Source organism: Robertmurraya sp. GLU-23, assembly GCF_052983275.1.
On the sequence record NZ_JBRKCV010000005.1, the window covers coordinates 81,762 to 98,005 of the forward strand.

The window sequence follows — 16,244 nt, forward strand, 5'->3', positions numbered from 1 at the left end:
ATGAATATAGATAAACTAAAAATTATGCTTCAACTACAGGCACTACAAAATTTCAATTCTTCAGCTAATTCATCATCAGGAAATATATTTCAAGACCTAATGAATGAGATGCTGTTAGAGGAAGGCAACTCTCTATCCCAGTTAAGTGGGCAAACGAGTGTTTCTACAACTGCCACCATCATAAATCAAACGCCTTCTTTACCACCTATCAATATGACGAAAATTTCTAGTACTGGAAGCTCAACAGAAATTGATTCAATCATTCAAGAGGCTGCAGTTAAATACAACTTACCAGTAAATTTAATTAAATCAGTTATAAAACAAGAGTCGAACTTTAACCCAAATGCAGTTAGTGGTGCAGGAGCTTCTGGTTTAATGCAACTTATGCCGGCTACTGCAAAAGGACTTGGAGTGACGAATGTATTCGATCCAAGAGACAATATTATGGGCGGCAGCAAATACCTACGACAAATGCTAGATAAATATAACGGCAATACAACCTTAGCTTTAGCAGCATACAATGCAGGACCTGGAAATGTGGACAAGTATGGAGGAATTCCTCCATTTAAAGAAACTCAAAATTATGTTAGAAAGGTTACGAGTCAACTGCTAGCATAAAAAACACCGTCTGTTACCAAACAGACGGTATTTTTATGCGTAATAGCCGATAGGAAATAACCTCCTAATGCACATTGTTTGTGATATAAACTCTTCACTGATAAAATAGTACTATCAATAAAACGAAAAAATGATATGTTTAAAGGAGTTTTTATTATGGTCGAAAACATGCTTACACCTTTTGATTTGATCGGTGAAGAAACATTGCATCGACTAGTTGATGCCTTTTATCATCGAGTTGGGCAACATCCAGATCTGACTCCCATATTTCCAAATGATTTAACGGAAACAGCGAGAAAACAAAAGCAGTTTTTGACACAATATCTAGGTGGACCTACTCTTTACACGAATGAGCATGGGCACCCGATGATGCGAGCTCGACATTTACCATTTGAAATAACGGAGACTAGAGCAAAGGCATGGCTCGGATGTATGCGCGAAGCTATGGATGAGGTTGGCCTTTCCGGCCCTATCCGAGATGATTTTTATGCGAGACTTGTGCTAACAGCTCAGCATATGATAAATACAGATGAAAATGAAGAGATGAAAGGTGAGAGAACGTGACGAATCGAGAAACATCGCGGGCGACTCCCTCCTACTATTGCCATGGAAATGAGAAGAAGCCGCTTGAAATTTATATGTTTATTGATCCACTATGTCCAGAATGCTGGGCACTTGAACCAATCATAAAGAAGCTACAAATAGAATATGGTCGTTTCTTTTCAATAAAATATATACTAAGCGGTCGCCTTGCATCATTAAATATGAGCAAAAAGCAAAAATATGAAAACATTGCTGACTTATGGGAAAAAACTGCAAGCCGAACAGGAATGTCTTGTGATGGAAGTCTTTGGTTTGACAATCCTATTTCGTCTCCACATTTAGCCTCTATAGCTATTAAAGCGGCAGAATTGCAAGGAAGAAAAGCCGGAATTCGCTTTTTAAGAAAACTACAGGAAGGTATTTTTCTAGAAAAACAAAACATCTCTAGCTTTAATGTCTTAAAAGAAATGGCTAGGTCTACAGGGTTAGATGTGGATGAATTTGTTCTTGATATTCATTCTGAATCAGCTGGTAAAGCCTTTCAATGCGACTTAAAAATCACATGTGAAATGGAAGTAGACGAAATTCCAACCTTGGTTTTCTTTAATGAGAATATTGAAGAAGAAGGAATTAAGATTACCGGGTATTATCCGTATGAGGTATATGAGCAAATACTTGAAGAAATGTTGCCCATGAAGCCCGAGAAAAGTACCCCTCCTACTTTAGAGAGCTTTCTCAAATGCTTTAAGCTTGTGGCAACAAAGGAAATCTCGGTTGTTTATAATCTGTCTATAAATGAAGCCGAAAGAGAAATGAAAAAGCTTCAATTAAAACAAATTGTTGAACAAGTTCCAGCTAAATATGGTATGTTTTGGCGCTATATTCAGTAGCGCTAATACCGTGTATAAAAAGAAAAGGCCATACAAACCTGTCTGTTTGTAAATGGCCTTTTCTCTATTTAAATACGAACAAAGGGGATGGGAGAAATTTTTCACGGTCAAACAAAGGGGTATATGTTTGCTTGTGATCAACTTCACATCAATAATATACCATGAATTAGATTATTCGACAATAACTGTGCTCGCTATTTCACAATATTGTCATAATCTATGAATGATTACTGGGACAAACGAATATATCTATAGAGAAGGAAAAGGAGTGATTATTTGTGGAACGAACCATCGGCTTATGGATGATCGTCATATTTATTATTATTTCTTTTATACTAAATCTTTTTGGATTATTAAATATTTTTCCTCTGATCATTACAGCACCCCTATTATTTCTTTCCTTATTATCCCTCGTTCTCTATATAAATGAACGTAAACGATTTAAGGGTTTATAAAAGTCCCTCCCGATTGGTCGGAAGGGACTTCATTTTTTATGATAATAATGCTTCCATTTCATTTAACTTTTCTTCAAATACCTTGCATGCTTCTTCAATTGGCTTAGAACTCGTCATATCAACTCCAGCCTTTTTCAATACTTCAATCGGATAATCTGAACTACCTGACTTTAAAAAGTCTAGATAACGCTCAACTGCAGGTTGACCTTCTGTTAAAATTTGATTAGACAATGCTGTTGCAGCACTGTACCCCGTTGCGTATTGATACACATAGTAATTGTAATAGAAATGTGGAATTCGAGACCATTCTAAACCTATCTCTTCGTCAATTTCGATATCTTCCTCACCAAAGTACTTTTTATTCAGTTCATAGTACTCTTTTGTAAGAAGATCCGCTGTTAACGCTTCATTATCTTGTGCCTTTTTATGAATTAAATGCTCATATTCTGCGAACATCGTTTGGCGGAACACGGTACCTCTAAATCCTTCTAAAAAGTGGTTAAGTAAATACAGACGTTTCTGTTCATCATCAATCGTCTTTAATAAATAATCATTCAGTAGTGCTTCATTACATGTAGAGGCAACCTCTGCTACGAAAATAGAGTAACTGCCGTATGCATATGGCTGTTCTTTTCTAGTATAGTAGCTGTGTACCGAATGTCCAAACTCATGAGCAAGAGTAAACAAGTTATTAACATTATCTTGCCAGTTCATAAGGATATACGGATTGGTTCCATACGAACCTGAGGAATAGGCGCCACTTCTTTTCCCTTTATTTTCTTGAATGTCTACCCACCGGTTGGTAAAACCTTCTTTTAATACATTAAGATAATCCTCACCAAGTGGTGCTAACCCTTTAATAATAAGTTCTTTCGCTTCATCATAAGGAATTTCCATCTTTACATCCTTTACAAGAGGTGTGTAAAGATCATAAATATGAATTTTATCTAGTTTCAATACCTTTTTCCGAAGTTTCACATAGCGGTGAAGTAAATGTAAGTTTTTATTGACCGTATTCACTAAGTTTTCATACACAGTTTCTGGAATATTATCAGCCGCTAGAGCTGCATGTCTTGCTGAACTATATTTACGTACTCTTGCATTAAAGTTGTCTTTTTTCACTTGACCACTTAATGTACTAGCAAATGTATTTTTAAACTTTCCATACGTATCATAAACCGCTTGAAAAGCATCCTTTCTTACTCTTTGGTCCGCACTTTCGAGGAAACGAATATAGCGGCCATGAGTTACGTCCACTTCATTTCCATTTTCATCTTTAATACTTGGAAACTGAATATCCGCATTGTTCAACATACCAAAAGTGTTACTTGAAGCACTCATCACTTCTGATGCTTCTGCAAGCAGGGCCTCCTGTTCTGCGGATAATACATGTGGCCTTTGCAGATTTATTTCATCTAAAGAATGCTCATATAGCTTTAATTCTTCTTTTTCATTAAGAAATTGCTTCACTTTATCTTCATCGATAGACAATATTTCTGGCACAATATAGGCAAGTGTGCTTGCTGCCTGTGTGTAAAGATTTTTAATGCGGTCATCTAAGCCTTGATAAAAGGAATTGGTCGTATCCTGATCATATCGCATATGGGCATATGTATACAGCTTACCAATCCTCTCTAGCAACTGGTCCTGCGCTTGTAAAGCCTGAAATAGAGAATCCGCACTTTCTCCAAGCTTTCCTTGATAGCTTGACATAGAAGGAATTAACTGCTTAACTTCTTGAAATTCGCTTTCCCATTGTTGATCTGTTTGGAAAATATCCTCTAGTTTCCACGTGTCTTCCAATGGTATTTCACTTCTAGTGGGAAGTTTCTTTACTGCCGTCTCATTTGCCATGTTTATTCCTCCAATCTACTCACTTCTATTTTTGGTATTCGCCACCAATTGTTAAATTCCTGCTTCTATCTAGGAAAATTCACTACATCCTAGTGTATGTTAACATCGGTGAGTTCATTAATACCAAACAATCTTTTCATTAGTAAGATTGTTATAAAATTGCTCTTCAAAATTAATAGCTTCGTTAATAGTATTCGGAAAAGACAAAGGATTCTCATACCTGTATACATTAGGATTGATTTCTTTAAGGACTTGGCTCTTTGTTAGTAGAAATAAATACTCTCTAATTAAAGCCAATAGTTGATCCATACTTGACTTTAAATGGTTTCTAACTTTAATATGGTTCCGATTTATTCGCTGAATTAATCGTTTATACACAATCTCTTTTGTAAGGATGATCCCTACCTTTTTCGAAAATAGATTATCTAATAAAACATACAACTGCCAAATGATTGGGGAGGTTTCGAGCAATAGATTGTCTTTTAGTGGTACACCAACATAGGGCGGGAGGAGATAGAGGTGAAGTTGATTCCTGTACAGCTCCTGAAGGAAAAGATTGTGTGTCTTAAAACGAATAATATTATCTTTTACATGCTGAATTCCTTTTCGCCAATTAGAAACATAAAAGGTGTTTTGAACCATCGGATTTAACCATTGAGGTAAGTGGAGTTGAGATTGAGGAATTACATCGTAGTCACATTGCATCGTATGTGGAGAAAGCGGGTGCAAATTCGTTATCGATATAAAGCTCTTAAGACTAGGACAATATGATGGTAAATACCACTCTCCTGTATTATTTTTCTTAATGAACAAGGATTGAAATTTTGGTAAAGAAATTAGGTTGGTTTGTTTTCTATGAACTCTATTTGCACCTAGTATCCATAATGGTGTCAAACCACTCGATAAATATCCATTTGTCCGCTTTTCAAATATCTCCTCTGATATCGGCGAACATTGATATTCAACACAGTATGTGTTTCCAAGGTACGTAAACATAAGATCTGGTCTTTGCATAATATTAGGTAGAAATACTTCTAATTCAACTTCTGAACATTCTTTTTCAAGCCATTCAAATAGCTGCATCTTTGCTTGCATATGATAAGCTGATTCTCGATCGTATTCAATACATAGAGGCGACAATTGAACATGAGCAAAGTGACTGATTCGCTGAACACCAAACTTAACAATGACTTTTCCCTTACATAGAGGACAAAAATAATGATTTTCCCTAAGTTGATTTATTCCCTCCTTTTTTATCAAATCAACAATATAAACGGTCTCTCCCAACTGATTTTTAGCCGTTAACAATGAATCATCTCCTTTCTGCTTAATTAATTCTCTTTTTTACTCGTTAATTCCTCCATAAAAAATCTCCTAGCAAAACCCGCTAGGAGATTTTTTATAAAAGTGGAGATAATAGCCTCGATGTAGATTCTAACAACTTTAAACCAAAATGACGCTTTGTAAATTGAGCTAGATTGATTTGCCTAGAAAAAGTAATATCAGTTTCATATTCATGGACTAACATTTCAACACTTCTTGTTCCATATAAAAAGGCATTTACTTCAAAGTTTAGATGAAAGCTCCTCATATCCATATTTGATGTACCTATCGAAGCAATCTTCTTATCGATAATTAATATTTTACTATGCATAAATCCCTTTTCGTATTCGTATACTTTGACTCCAGCCTCCAAAAGCTCTGGAAAATAGGAACGGGAAGCATGAAAAACAATTCGTTTATCCGGTTTATAAGGTACTAGAATTCGTACATCAATGCCACTCAGTGCAGCTACTTTAATGCTTGAAAAAATATCTTCATCTGGAATGAAATAGGGAGAAGCAATCCAAACGGATTCCTTTGCGGACGTAATCATGGCAAAAAAAATCGTCTTAATCACACTATGTTCATTATCTGGACCACCAGCAATTAACTGAACGCCACCATGAATATTTTCCTCAAGAACAGGTGAAAGGTATTCAGAATTAAGGAAGCTTTGATTCGTCATATAGTACCAATCTTGAAGAAAAATTAACTGTAACGTTCTTACAGCTTCTCCTTTTACAAGTAAATGTGTATCTCTCCAAAATCCAAAGGAATCATTACGACCTAAATATTCATCACCAATATTTAATCCACCAACAAACCCAATATGACCGTCTATAACAATGATTTTTCGATGGTTTCTAAAGTTAAACTTACTATTCAAGAAAGGGAAACGGACCGGACCAAATGGAACAACCTCCACACCAGCTTCTCTAAGCTCGTCTATGTATACACTCGGCAGCTTCCACGATCCTACAGAATCGTAAAGAAAACGAACTTTCACACCTTCTCTCACCTTATGTATCAAGAGTTTTTTTATTTGTTGACCAATTTCATCGTGTCGAACGATATAATATTCCAAATGAATGTGATGCATAGCCTTTTTAAGCTCTTCTAATATTTCATAAAAAGTGGATTCACCATTCGATAACACCTTAGTGGATGTGGCAAATGATATCGGACTATGGCCTATACGGTGGGCCAAATGGAATAACCTTTGTTGATCTTCCCCCAATACTTTAATCTTTTCTTCACTAATAGGATCTCTTCCACGTTCGAATTTTAAGTAATTTTGTTGATCCAGGAAAAATTTACGACGAAACATTCTTTCCTTTCTATGGTTCCTACCAAAAAGTAAATAAAAAAAGAAACCTACTAATGGGAAACTACCTAGGACTATTAACCATGTTAAAGTCTGAGTAGGATGTCTATTTTCTAAAAATATCACTGCTCCAATAAACATAACTGATAATGTAGTCAGAATACTAATATATCGGAATAATCCTTCATACACTTTTCCTTGGAGAATAAAGTAAAGAATAGCTAAAACAGCAATAAATAATAGAATTCTTACAAAATTTTTCATAGCTACCCCCTCTAAAACATTGCCTTACTATTCCCTCAAAAGTAAGAGGATAAACTCTAACTCTTTGTCCAAAAAGTAAAAAACCGATTTCATATATTGAAATCGGATAATTATTTAAAGTGCCTTCTTATTTCAGAGAAAACATTCTGAGACATAATTAGTTTTCCATACTCTTCTACACGATGAATGGTGACCGCTGTTTCATGTCCATACTCTAATAATAAACTTAAGCTATTATCAATATCCTCTTCATCATACTCCTCTTCAGGAAAGTCAACATATAAATAATATTTGCCTTCGAAGGAATATAATTTGGTGGATAAATCATCTAAAATATTACGATTAGAGAGTGATATTAAGTCTTCAAAATCTTTAAAAGCAATTAGGAACTCTAGTGTATCTTCGTATGAATCATCATCTTCATCGTCTGTTTTTGTATTAAAATGCTGATCAAGCAATTCCTCAATTCTTTCATCTACAGGAATATCCTTCAGCCTTTCATCTGTAATAGGCAGCTCAAACTTCTGTCCATCTTTTGATATTTGTGCTTTTGTTACAAGAACTTCAAGACCTTTGTCGAGAGCTTGGACCTGGATCCAAAGAGGGCCTTCAATCATAAATTCTTCCTCTTGATGAACCTCATCCATCATTTCCCAAAAAAGCTCTTCACTTTTTTCACGATTATACCAGATTTCATCACGGTCAAATCCTCTTTCCTCGATGTCTCCGTATGAAATATAAAACTTGACTGTATTATCATTAATACGTTCGATTTCCAACATTAACCTCTCCCTTCTTGCATTTTTGGAAGGGACTTACCCTCATGCAGAAAAACGATCTAGTCTTTAGTATTTTCTAAGGCAAGTGCTAAACGTATTGTTGCCTCGTATTTATATTTTATGACAAAAATACAATAAAGGGAAATAAAATGTTACACATTTCTAAAAACCAACTAACACCCATATTTGATACTTTCTTACTACATAATTATCAATTACTACTTTTTTTAAACCAATATAGATAAAAAACCTTCGATTCGATTCGAAGGTTTCAATCATTTAGTTAACCAAGCGTTGAGCTTCACGTAATTGAAACGTACGAACTCTTCTCGGTAGGAAGCGGCGGATTTCATCCTCATTATACCCGACTTGAAGTCTCTTTTCATCAATGATGATGGGCCTACGAAGTAAACCTGGGTTATCTTTGATCAATTCGAATAAATCCTGAAGAGGCATAGTCTCTAGATTAACATCTAGCTTTTGAAACGTTTTTGATCTAGTCGAAATAATTTCATCTGTTCCATCTTCAGTCATTCGAAGAATCTCTTTGATTTCATCAATAGATAATGGTTCAGAAAAAATATTTCTCTCTGTATAAGGAATATCGTGTTCTTCTAGCCAAATTTTCGCTTTTCGGCATGATGTACAACTTGGTGAAGTGTATAATGTTACCATTAACTAACTCACACTCCTTTTAAATTTAACTTTTAAAATCTATGTTGGGAGATATTTTGGTCATTTGACGTATTTATTTAAAATTACTTTAAACTAGTAATTTATATTAATTATTATACATCAAATCTGAGTAAAAAGGTATCCTTTTTTCGAAAGTTTTAAATTACGATAAATACAACAATTTTGTTGGCTAGATAGTCTATATACGTAAAAGGTGAGAGAAAAGTTTCATTTTTTTCTTATTTTTTTTAAGAAAATAAGAATATTTTTATGTTTCTACTTTAATTACCCAGATTTTAGTTTGAGTAAACATTACTTTAATTCTCATTTAGCTAATGAAAATGAAAAACAGTCACCTCTCTGTGGCAACTTTCCAAAATTTATTAAATATCCTTTAATAGGTCCGTTGTTTCATGTTTTTGATCAAAACTTAATACCTCTTCTACTGGTTCATACGACTCTCCATAAAACTCGATATCCTTATATGTGTGAATCAATTTGTATGCTTGTTTCATACCTTCAAATATCGACTCTTCACTCTCATGTCCAGGTGACCAATAAAGAATTTCCATAGAATTCACTTCATTTGTTGCTAACGATCTTCTTTCATATCCAATTTTGCTTGCATGCTCAAAACCTTCACGCTTATAAAAACGCAGTCTCTTTTCTGTATCGCTATCTTTATAGTTTATTGGTTCAACTTCTAAAATGATTGGTTTTTCCTTTTGTTTCAGCTTTTCTAAAAGTTGATGTCCTAACCCCTGTCCTCTCGCTTCACCAGAAACATATAAATAATCAATGAATATAAATTGGTCAAATTCCGCATACATTAACACATGATACTTTCCTTCGTCTTTATGATATATAGACGATTTCTCTTTTAGAAGAGTTTCCATATGTTCCTGTGACTTCATTTCTTCAATTGGAAAATACTGATTTAATTTTTCATACCAGTGCATATAAAACTCCTTTTTAATGGATTTATTGATTATGAACTAAATTCAACTAATAGAAAGATTTCTTACGATACAATTTTTTGTTAATATTACTCTTTTCATACTAAAGATAATTCTTTAAAATAGAAAGTAGTGATAATTCACATAACCGCGCTAACGGCAGTTATACATAAAGGAGGTTTATTATGGTTAATTATATTACCGACCTTACCATTGTTGCCTTATTAATTATTGGAATCACCGCTGTTTTAGGAGTCGTTACAAATGGAATTGGCGAGAAGTTGTTTGGTGGTAAGCAAAAATCAGAATTTGTAGACCAATCAGCTAAATTTCAAACTGGCTGGAAGCAAGTTGGCGGAAAAAGAAAATAATTTATTTATTTTTTACGTATCGTAAGCGCTTTACTTTTTACTTATGATAACGTATAGTGTAAGTTTCTTCAAATAAAAACGATCTCGTCTTCGAGATCGTTTTTATTATTTCTTGTATTGTGCGAATTCTTTCTCAGAACATAGAACGAAATGTCCTGGTGATACTTCACGTAATTCAACGGATTCGTCTGCCTGGTAATTATGCATTTTGGGATCATAAGTTTTGCGTTTTCTGGAACGCTCAGATATAGGATCTGGAAGTGGAATTGCAGAAAGCAAAGATTGAGTGTATGGATGCTTTGGATTATTATATAATTCATCTGCTGGAGCTAGTTCTACTAACTTTCCGAAATACATAACTCCAATTCGATCACTAATGTACTTCACCATTGATAGGTCATGCGCAATAAACAAGTACGTTAACCCTTTTTCCTTTTGAAGTTTTTTCATTAAGTTAACTACTTGTGCTTGAATCGACACGTCAAGAGCTGAGATCGGTTCGTCAGCGATGATGAAGTCCGGATCAACTGCTAGAGCACGAGCAATACCAATACGTTGTCTTTGACCACCTGAGAATTCATGTGGATAACGGTTCGCATGCTCTTTGTTTAATCCAACCGTTTCTAGTAGTTCATACACTTTGTTCATTCGATCTTCTTTCGTTTTTGCTAGACCGTGAATATCGATCCCTTCAGCAATCACATCTGAAACTTTCATTCTTGGATTTAAGGAAGCATAGGGATCCTGAAAGATCATTTGCATTTTATGATTAAATGCCTTTAATTCTTCCTTCGATTTTTTTCCGTGAACATTAACACCATCGTATAAAACTTCTCCGTCCGTTGCATCATAAAGTCGTATAATGGTTCGACCAGTTGTAGATTTTCCACATCCTGACTCTCCTACGAGCCCTAATGTTTCACCTTCATATATATCGAAACTAATTCCATCAACTGCTTTGACTTCGTTTGGTTTACCGACATTAAAGTATTGCTTTAAATTTTTGATTTCAAGCAATTTCTTTCTAGTTTCCATTGATTTACCTCCTTATTTATTATTGTAACCTGGATACAATTCTCTTCTTTTCAAGACAGCTGCTGGTGGTTCCACCTTTGGAGCATCCGGATGAAGTAACCATGTTGCTGCGTAATGTGTATCCGAAACTTTAAACATTGGAGGCTCTTGTTCTAAATCAATTTTCATCGCATATTCGTTACGTGGTGCAAACGCATCTCCCTTTGGAGGGTTAAGCAGGTCTGGTGGTGAACCTGGAATGGCATATAGCTCATCTTCAGCTGTATCCAAATCTGGCATCGAGCTAATTAGACCCCATGTATAAGGATGCTGCGGATTGTAGAAGATTTCATCTACTGTACCAATCTCAATAATTTTCCCACCGTACATAACCGCTACTCGGTCTGCAACATTGGCAACTACACCTAAGTCATGCGTAATAAAGATTATTGAAGTATCAATTTTTTTCTGCAGATCCTTCATTAGTTCCAAAATTTGCGCTTGAATCGTTACATCTAATGCAGTAGTTGGTTCGTCTGCAATCAGTATTTTTGGATTACATGCTAACGCAATAGCAATAACAACTCTTTGTCTCATCCCACCAGAGAATTGATGAGGATATTGTTTAAAGCGTTCCTCAGCCATTGCAATTCCAACAAGCTTCAAAAGTTCAATTGCACGTTGCTTGGCAGCAGACTTACTCATATTTTGGTGTTTAATAATTGGTTCCATGATTTGCTTACCAACTGTCATTGTTGGATTCAAAGAAGTCATCGGATCCTGAAAGATCATTGATATTTCTTTACCACGAATCGATTGCATTTGCTTGTCCGATAATTTTGTTAAATCTTTTCCATCAAATAGGATTTCTCCCTCTTTAATCTCAGAGTTACTCTCAGGTAAAAGACGCATAATAGACTTTGTTGTTACAGACTTACCTGAACCAGACTCCCCAACGATGGCAAGAGTTTCACCTTTATTAAGATGAAAGTTAGCGCCACGAATCGCTTTGACTTCTCCAGCAAACGTGTGGAAAGATATATTTAAATTATTTACTTCTAATATTTTTGACATCTTAATTCACCTGCCTTTAGTCTCTCATTTTAGGATCTAACGCATCACGAAGACCATCTGCAATCATATTAAATGCAATCATAATGATAGAAATAATAATCGCTGGAACTAACATTTGGTATGGGAAGGCAATCATTGATTTAAATCCTTCATCAATTAGTGTTCCTAATGATGCTAATGGCTCTTGAAGACCTAAACCGATAAAACTTAAGAAGGCTTCAAAGAATATTGCGTTAGGGATCGTAAACATTGTGTTAATAATGATAACACCTGCGAGATTAGGAATTAAATGTTTAAAAATAATTTTCGCATGGCTAGCACCAAGTGTGCGAGATGCTAAAACAAATTCTTGGTTTTTTAATTTTAAAACCTGGGCACGAACGACACGAGCCATACTCACCCAACCGGTAATCGTTAATGCGACTGTAATTGAAATAATACCTGGCTTTAAAACAATAATCATCAAAATAACAATTACTAGATTTGGAATTCCTGAAAGAACTTCAATGATTCTTTGCATAATATTATCAATACGTCCACCAAAGTAACCCGAAATAGCACCAAAGGCAACACCGATAACCATATCAATAAAAGCCGCTAAGAATGCGATATATAGAGAGATTTGCATCCCTTTCCAAACACGAGAAAATTGGTCTCTACCAAGAGCATCCGTACCAAACCAGTAGTACTCTTCAATTTGCTTTTGCTCATATGGATTTACCACATTACCATTTTTTAATGTTCTTGTTCCATCAAATGGTAACCAAGATATATTTTCTAATGCCTCAATACGAGGTGGTAAGTTAGCATGTTTCGTGTTTTGTTTGTCAAACTCAAAATTACTTAATGATGGCCCAATTAAAGCCATAATAATTAAAATTCCAATCACTACTAAACTTACAATCGCACCTTTATTTTTTCTAACTCGTAACCACGCATCCTGCCAATAGTTTAGACTTGGTTTAGCAATGCGTTCACTTGTTGATGCGTCAATAATAGCGGGCTCAAATTGGTCTTTGCTGATTTTCTCATCAAATTGTGCCATTATTTCTTCCCTCCCGCTAAACGAATTCTTGGATCAATCAATCCATAAAGAATATCAACCACTAAAATAACAACAATAAATAGGAACGCAAATAATAACGTCGTAGCCATTATGACCGAATAGTCATTCACTTGAACAGATTTTACAAACTGCTCTCCGAGTCCTGGAACAGAGAAAATCTTTTCAATCACTAGAGAACCGGTCATTAAGCTAACAGCAAGCGGCCCTAATACAGTGATAACTGGAATTAAAGCATTTCTTAACGCATGCTTAAATGCAATTTCAAAGTAGTTTGCACCTTTTGCTCTTGCTAAAGTGATATAATCCGAGCCTAATACTTCTACCATTTCAGTTCTCATAAAACGAGCTGCAATGGCAATTGGGAACATTGAGAGTGCAATCGTTGGCATAACGGTGTATTCAGGGCCTTTCCAGAACGCAACAGGGAACCAACCTAATTTTACACCTATATAATATTGAAGCAATCCAGCAAAAACAAATGAAGGAATGGATTTACCAATAACAGCTATAAAGGTCGTTCCATAATCTACCCACGTATTTTGCCTTAGAGCTCCTAATACCCCAAGAATGATACCTACAATTGTACCTACTAATAGTGCTTGAAATCCTAGTAAAGCAGAAGCACCAATCCTTGCACCTAATAATTCTGTTACTGGTGTATTGGCAAATTGATAAGAAGTACCTAAGTCACCCTTAACTAAGTTTGTCATATACGCCACATACTGAACGGGAACTGGTTCATCAAGCTTATAATATTCAAGCATCATCTCAAGTTGCTCATCTGACATTTTTGCTTGGTTTTTAAATGGTGTACCTGGAACAAGCTTCATTAAGAAAAACGTCATTGAGGCAATTAGAAATAGAGTAATTATCATATATATAACCCTTTGGCCAATATATTTAATCATCTGTGCACCTCCTACTTATTTTGAATTTTCCCCATGTTTCGACAATTTGATTACAGGGAAAAAGAGAGTATATTTAAGCGAATATACTCTCTCTCCTATTTCATTGTACATCATTTCACCATATTAATTACATGGTAAATTATTTATTTAGTTTCGCAAACTTCCAGCTGTACTCTGGTCCAAAGATATGGTAAGTAAAGCCTTCAAGTTTTTCATTTACTAAAAGATTTGAAGCACGTTGGTATGTTCCTGCAAGAGCTGCATCCTCAAACAATACCTTCTCCGCTTCTTGTAGAGCTTCAAAACGCTCTGCAGGCTTATCAGCTAACTCAGTTTGAGCAGATTTTACTAACTCATCATATTTAGCGTTAGAGAAAGACATTTTGTTGTGTCCGCCACCAGTTAACCAAAGATCAGAATATGTCATTGCGTCTGGATAGTCCGGACCCCAACCAGCATGAAGGATATCATAATTTTGAGTATCTTCACGATCAAGACGTACAGAGAATGGAACACTTTCAAGGTTAATTGTTAAACCTGGTAGATTATTTTGTAGTTGATCCTTAAGGAAAGCATCAACTGTCTTTGAAGTCTCAGTGTCTCCACCAAGGAAGTTCAATTCAAGACTTTCTACACCTAATTCAGCTAAACCTTTTTCCCAATATTCTTTTGCTTTTTCTGCATCGTATGCATTTAAATCACCGTTTGCTTCACGGAAGTCTTCACCAGTTTCTGGGTGCTTAACGAAATCGGCAGGAACCGCATAGTTAGCAGCTAAAGAACCGTTTTGAAGAATATCGTTTACTAAAGCATCTTTATCAAACGCTAAAGAAAGAGCAAAACGAATGTTTTTGTTAGCTAATGCTTCGTTTTCTTGGTTAAACTTTAACCAGAATTCAGTTGGCTCTAACCATGTTAAAAGACGAGAATCTCCCTCATATTGTGAGATAACCGCTGGTGTTGATAGTTTTGGTGTTACATCAGCTTGTCCTGCTTCAAAAGCATTTGCAGCTGCTTGTGGATCTTTAGATGTATTATAGTTGATTTTTGTTAAAGTAACGTTTTCTGCATCCCAGTACTCTTCATTCTTTTCAAGAGTCCACTCAGTTGCAGCAACCCCATCCCACTTAGTCATTTTGAAAGGACCGTTAAAGATTAGGTTTTCAGCATTCTTTGCAAAGTCAGCGCCTTTTTCTTCAACAAACTTTTGGTTTTGTGGATAGAAAGTAGGGAATGCCATTAAAGCTGTAAAGTAAGGAACTGGCTTTTCAAGTGTTACTTCTAACTCAGTATCGCTTAAAGCTTTAATACCAAGCTCACTTGGGTCAACTTCTCCAGCTTTTACTTTATCTGCGTTCTTAATTACTCCAGTCATTATGTAAGGACCGTAGAATGAAGCAGAATCAGGTAAAAGTGCACGTTGCCATGCATATACGAAGTCGTTAGCAGTTACAGCATCACCATTAGACCATTTAGCTTCTCTAAGTTTGAATGTGTAAACAGTACCGTCTTCGCTAACAGTTGGTTCACCGTCAGATAAAGCAGGAATTGGATTTTGTTCCTGATCTAGGCGATATAATCCTTCGTTAACGTTGTTGATCATTGTGAAACCTACAGTGTCCTCAGCAAGTACAGAGTCCATTGATGGAATCTCAGCTGATTCTAGAACTGTGATTTCTTGGTTTTCAGCTAATTCAGAGCCAGTAGCTTCTGAATCATTATCAGTTGTAGCTTCGTCCTCTTTGTTTCCACCAGAACATGCAGCTAAAAACATGCTAAGAACTAGTGTTAGGACTAAAAGCAATGAAAATTTTGACTTTTTCACTGATAGACCTCCTTAGATTGTTTTTTCTGAAAAATTGTACATTAGTTATTATACATGTAATTTACGGTTTGTACATGTTTTTTCAAAAAAATTTTACACTATTGTTATAATTGTTAACATCGACTTTAGATATACTATGATATAATTAGCATTTATTAGAAATTGAATATCTAACCCGACCAACTAGTTTTTTGCTTTAATGTTATACAGAAATAATAATTTCAGAAAGGATCACCTAATGAAAACGCTTAAAACAAAGCTGAATTTAGCACTTTTATTATGCTCTCAAATAATTATTTTCATTC

General features: G+C 35.3%; 16 protein-coding genes. 5 read left to right on the forward strand and 11 right to left on the reverse strand.

What is annotated here, in order from left to right; translation table 11 throughout:
• From ACVBAX_RS10750 to ACVBAX_RS10765, 4 genes are all read left to right on the forward strand, one after another.
• Window positions 1-618, forward strand: a complete 618-nt coding sequence (locus tag ACVBAX_RS10750) for a lytic transglycosylase domain-containing protein (protein WP_430773653.1) — start codon at window positions 1-3, stop codon at window positions 616-618.
• Between the two features lie 156 nt (window positions 619-774).
• Complete coding sequence (locus ACVBAX_RS10755) at window positions 775-1,182, forward strand: globin domain-containing protein (RefSeq protein WP_430773652.1); 408 nt, start codon at window positions 775-777, stop codon at window positions 1,180-1,182.
• Window positions 1,179-2,051, forward strand: a complete 873-nt coding sequence (locus ACVBAX_RS10760; RefSeq protein ID WP_447117035.1) for a ClpXP adapter SpxH family protein — start codon at window positions 1,179-1,181, stop codon at window positions 2,049-2,051. Before ACVBAX_RS10755 ends, ACVBAX_RS10760 begins: the two co-directional genes overlap by 4 nt.
• Window positions 2,052-2,329: 278 nt before the next feature.
• Complete coding sequence (locus tag ACVBAX_RS10765; protein ID WP_447117036.1) at window positions 2,330-2,506, forward strand: hypothetical protein; 177 nt, start codon at window positions 2,330-2,332, stop codon at window positions 2,504-2,506.
• Between the two features lie 36 nt (window positions 2,507-2,542).
• On the opposite strand, the gene pepF is transcribed toward ACVBAX_RS10765, so the two are convergent.
• The 6 genes from pepF to ACVBAX_RS10795 form a co-directional block, all read right to left on the reverse strand.
• Window positions 2,543-4,360 (reverse strand): oligoendopeptidase F, encoded by a 1,818-nt coding sequence (pepF, locus tag ACVBAX_RS10770; RefSeq protein WP_447117037.1) that lies wholly within the window; start codon window positions 4,358-4,360, stop codon window positions 2,543-2,545.
• Window positions 4,361-4,477: 117 nt separating this feature from the next.
• A complete protein-coding gene (locus ACVBAX_RS10775) occupies window positions 4,478-5,668 on the reverse strand; it encodes a competence protein CoiA (protein WP_447117038.1) in 1,191 nt (396 codons plus the stop codon).
• Between the two features lie 91 nt (window positions 5,669-5,759).
• On the reverse strand, window positions 5,760-7,271 hold the full coding sequence (gene cls / locus ACVBAX_RS10780; RefSeq protein WP_447117039.1) for a cardiolipin synthase: 1,512 nt from the start codon (window positions 7,269-7,271) through the stop codon (window positions 5,760-5,762).
• A 110-nt stretch (window positions 7,272-7,381) separates the two neighbouring features.
• On the reverse strand, window positions 7,382-8,050 hold the full coding sequence (gene mecA, locus ACVBAX_RS10785) for an adaptor protein MecA (RefSeq protein WP_430773646.1): 669 nt from the start codon (window positions 8,048-8,050) through the stop codon (window positions 7,382-7,384).
• 279 nt (window positions 8,051-8,329) lie between these two features.
• Complete coding sequence (gene spxA, locus ACVBAX_RS10790) at window positions 8,330-8,725, reverse strand: transcriptional regulator SpxA (RefSeq protein WP_119707263.1); 396 nt, start codon at window positions 8,723-8,725, stop codon at window positions 8,330-8,332.
• Between the two features lie 383 nt (window positions 8,726-9,108).
• A complete protein-coding gene (locus ACVBAX_RS10795; RefSeq protein ID WP_430773645.1) occupies window positions 9,109-9,684 on the reverse strand; it encodes a GNAT family N-acetyltransferase in 576 nt (191 codons plus the stop codon).
• A 182-nt stretch (window positions 9,685-9,866) separates the two neighbouring features.
• Here ACVBAX_RS10795 and ACVBAX_RS10800 point away from each other — a divergent pair, with 182 nt between their 5' ends.
• Window positions 9,867-10,052: a hypothetical protein gene (locus tag ACVBAX_RS10800; RefSeq protein WP_430773644.1), complete on the forward strand. Its 186-nt coding sequence runs from the start codon at window positions 9,867-9,869 to the stop codon at window positions 10,050-10,052.
• Window positions 10,053-10,157: 105 nt separating this feature from the next.
• Here the strand turns inward: ACVBAX_RS10800 and ACVBAX_RS10805 are convergent, their stop codons facing one another.
• From ACVBAX_RS10805 to ACVBAX_RS10825, 5 genes are all read right to left on the reverse strand, one after another.
• Entirely contained in the window at window positions 10,158-11,087 is a 930-nt protein-coding gene (locus tag ACVBAX_RS10805) for an ABC transporter ATP-binding protein (RefSeq protein ID WP_430773643.1), read from the reverse strand.
• A gap of 12 nt (window positions 11,088-11,099) precedes the next feature.
• Complete coding sequence (locus ACVBAX_RS10810) at window positions 11,100-12,140, reverse strand: ABC transporter ATP-binding protein (RefSeq protein ID WP_447117040.1); 1,041 nt, start codon at window positions 12,138-12,140, stop codon at window positions 11,100-11,102.
• A 16-nt stretch (window positions 12,141-12,156) separates the two neighbouring features.
• A complete protein-coding gene (gene opp3C / locus ACVBAX_RS10815) occupies window positions 12,157-13,185 on the reverse strand; it encodes an oligopeptide ABC transporter permease (protein WP_447117041.1) in 1,029 nt (342 codons plus the stop codon).
• Entirely contained in the window at window positions 13,185-14,114 is a 930-nt protein-coding gene (opp3b, locus tag ACVBAX_RS10820) for an oligopeptide ABC transporter permease (protein WP_447117042.1), read from the reverse strand. The genes opp3C and opp3b overlap by 1 nt, the downstream gene beginning before the upstream one ends.
• 139 nt (window positions 14,115-14,253) lie before the next feature.
• Window positions 14,254-15,939 carry a peptide ABC transporter substrate-binding protein gene (locus tag ACVBAX_RS10825; protein WP_447117043.1) on the reverse strand — a complete coding sequence of 562 codons (1,686 nt, stop codon included), beginning with the start codon at window positions 15,937-15,939 and terminating at the stop codon, window positions 14,254-14,256.
• Window positions 15,940-16,244 lie beyond the last annotated feature (305 nt).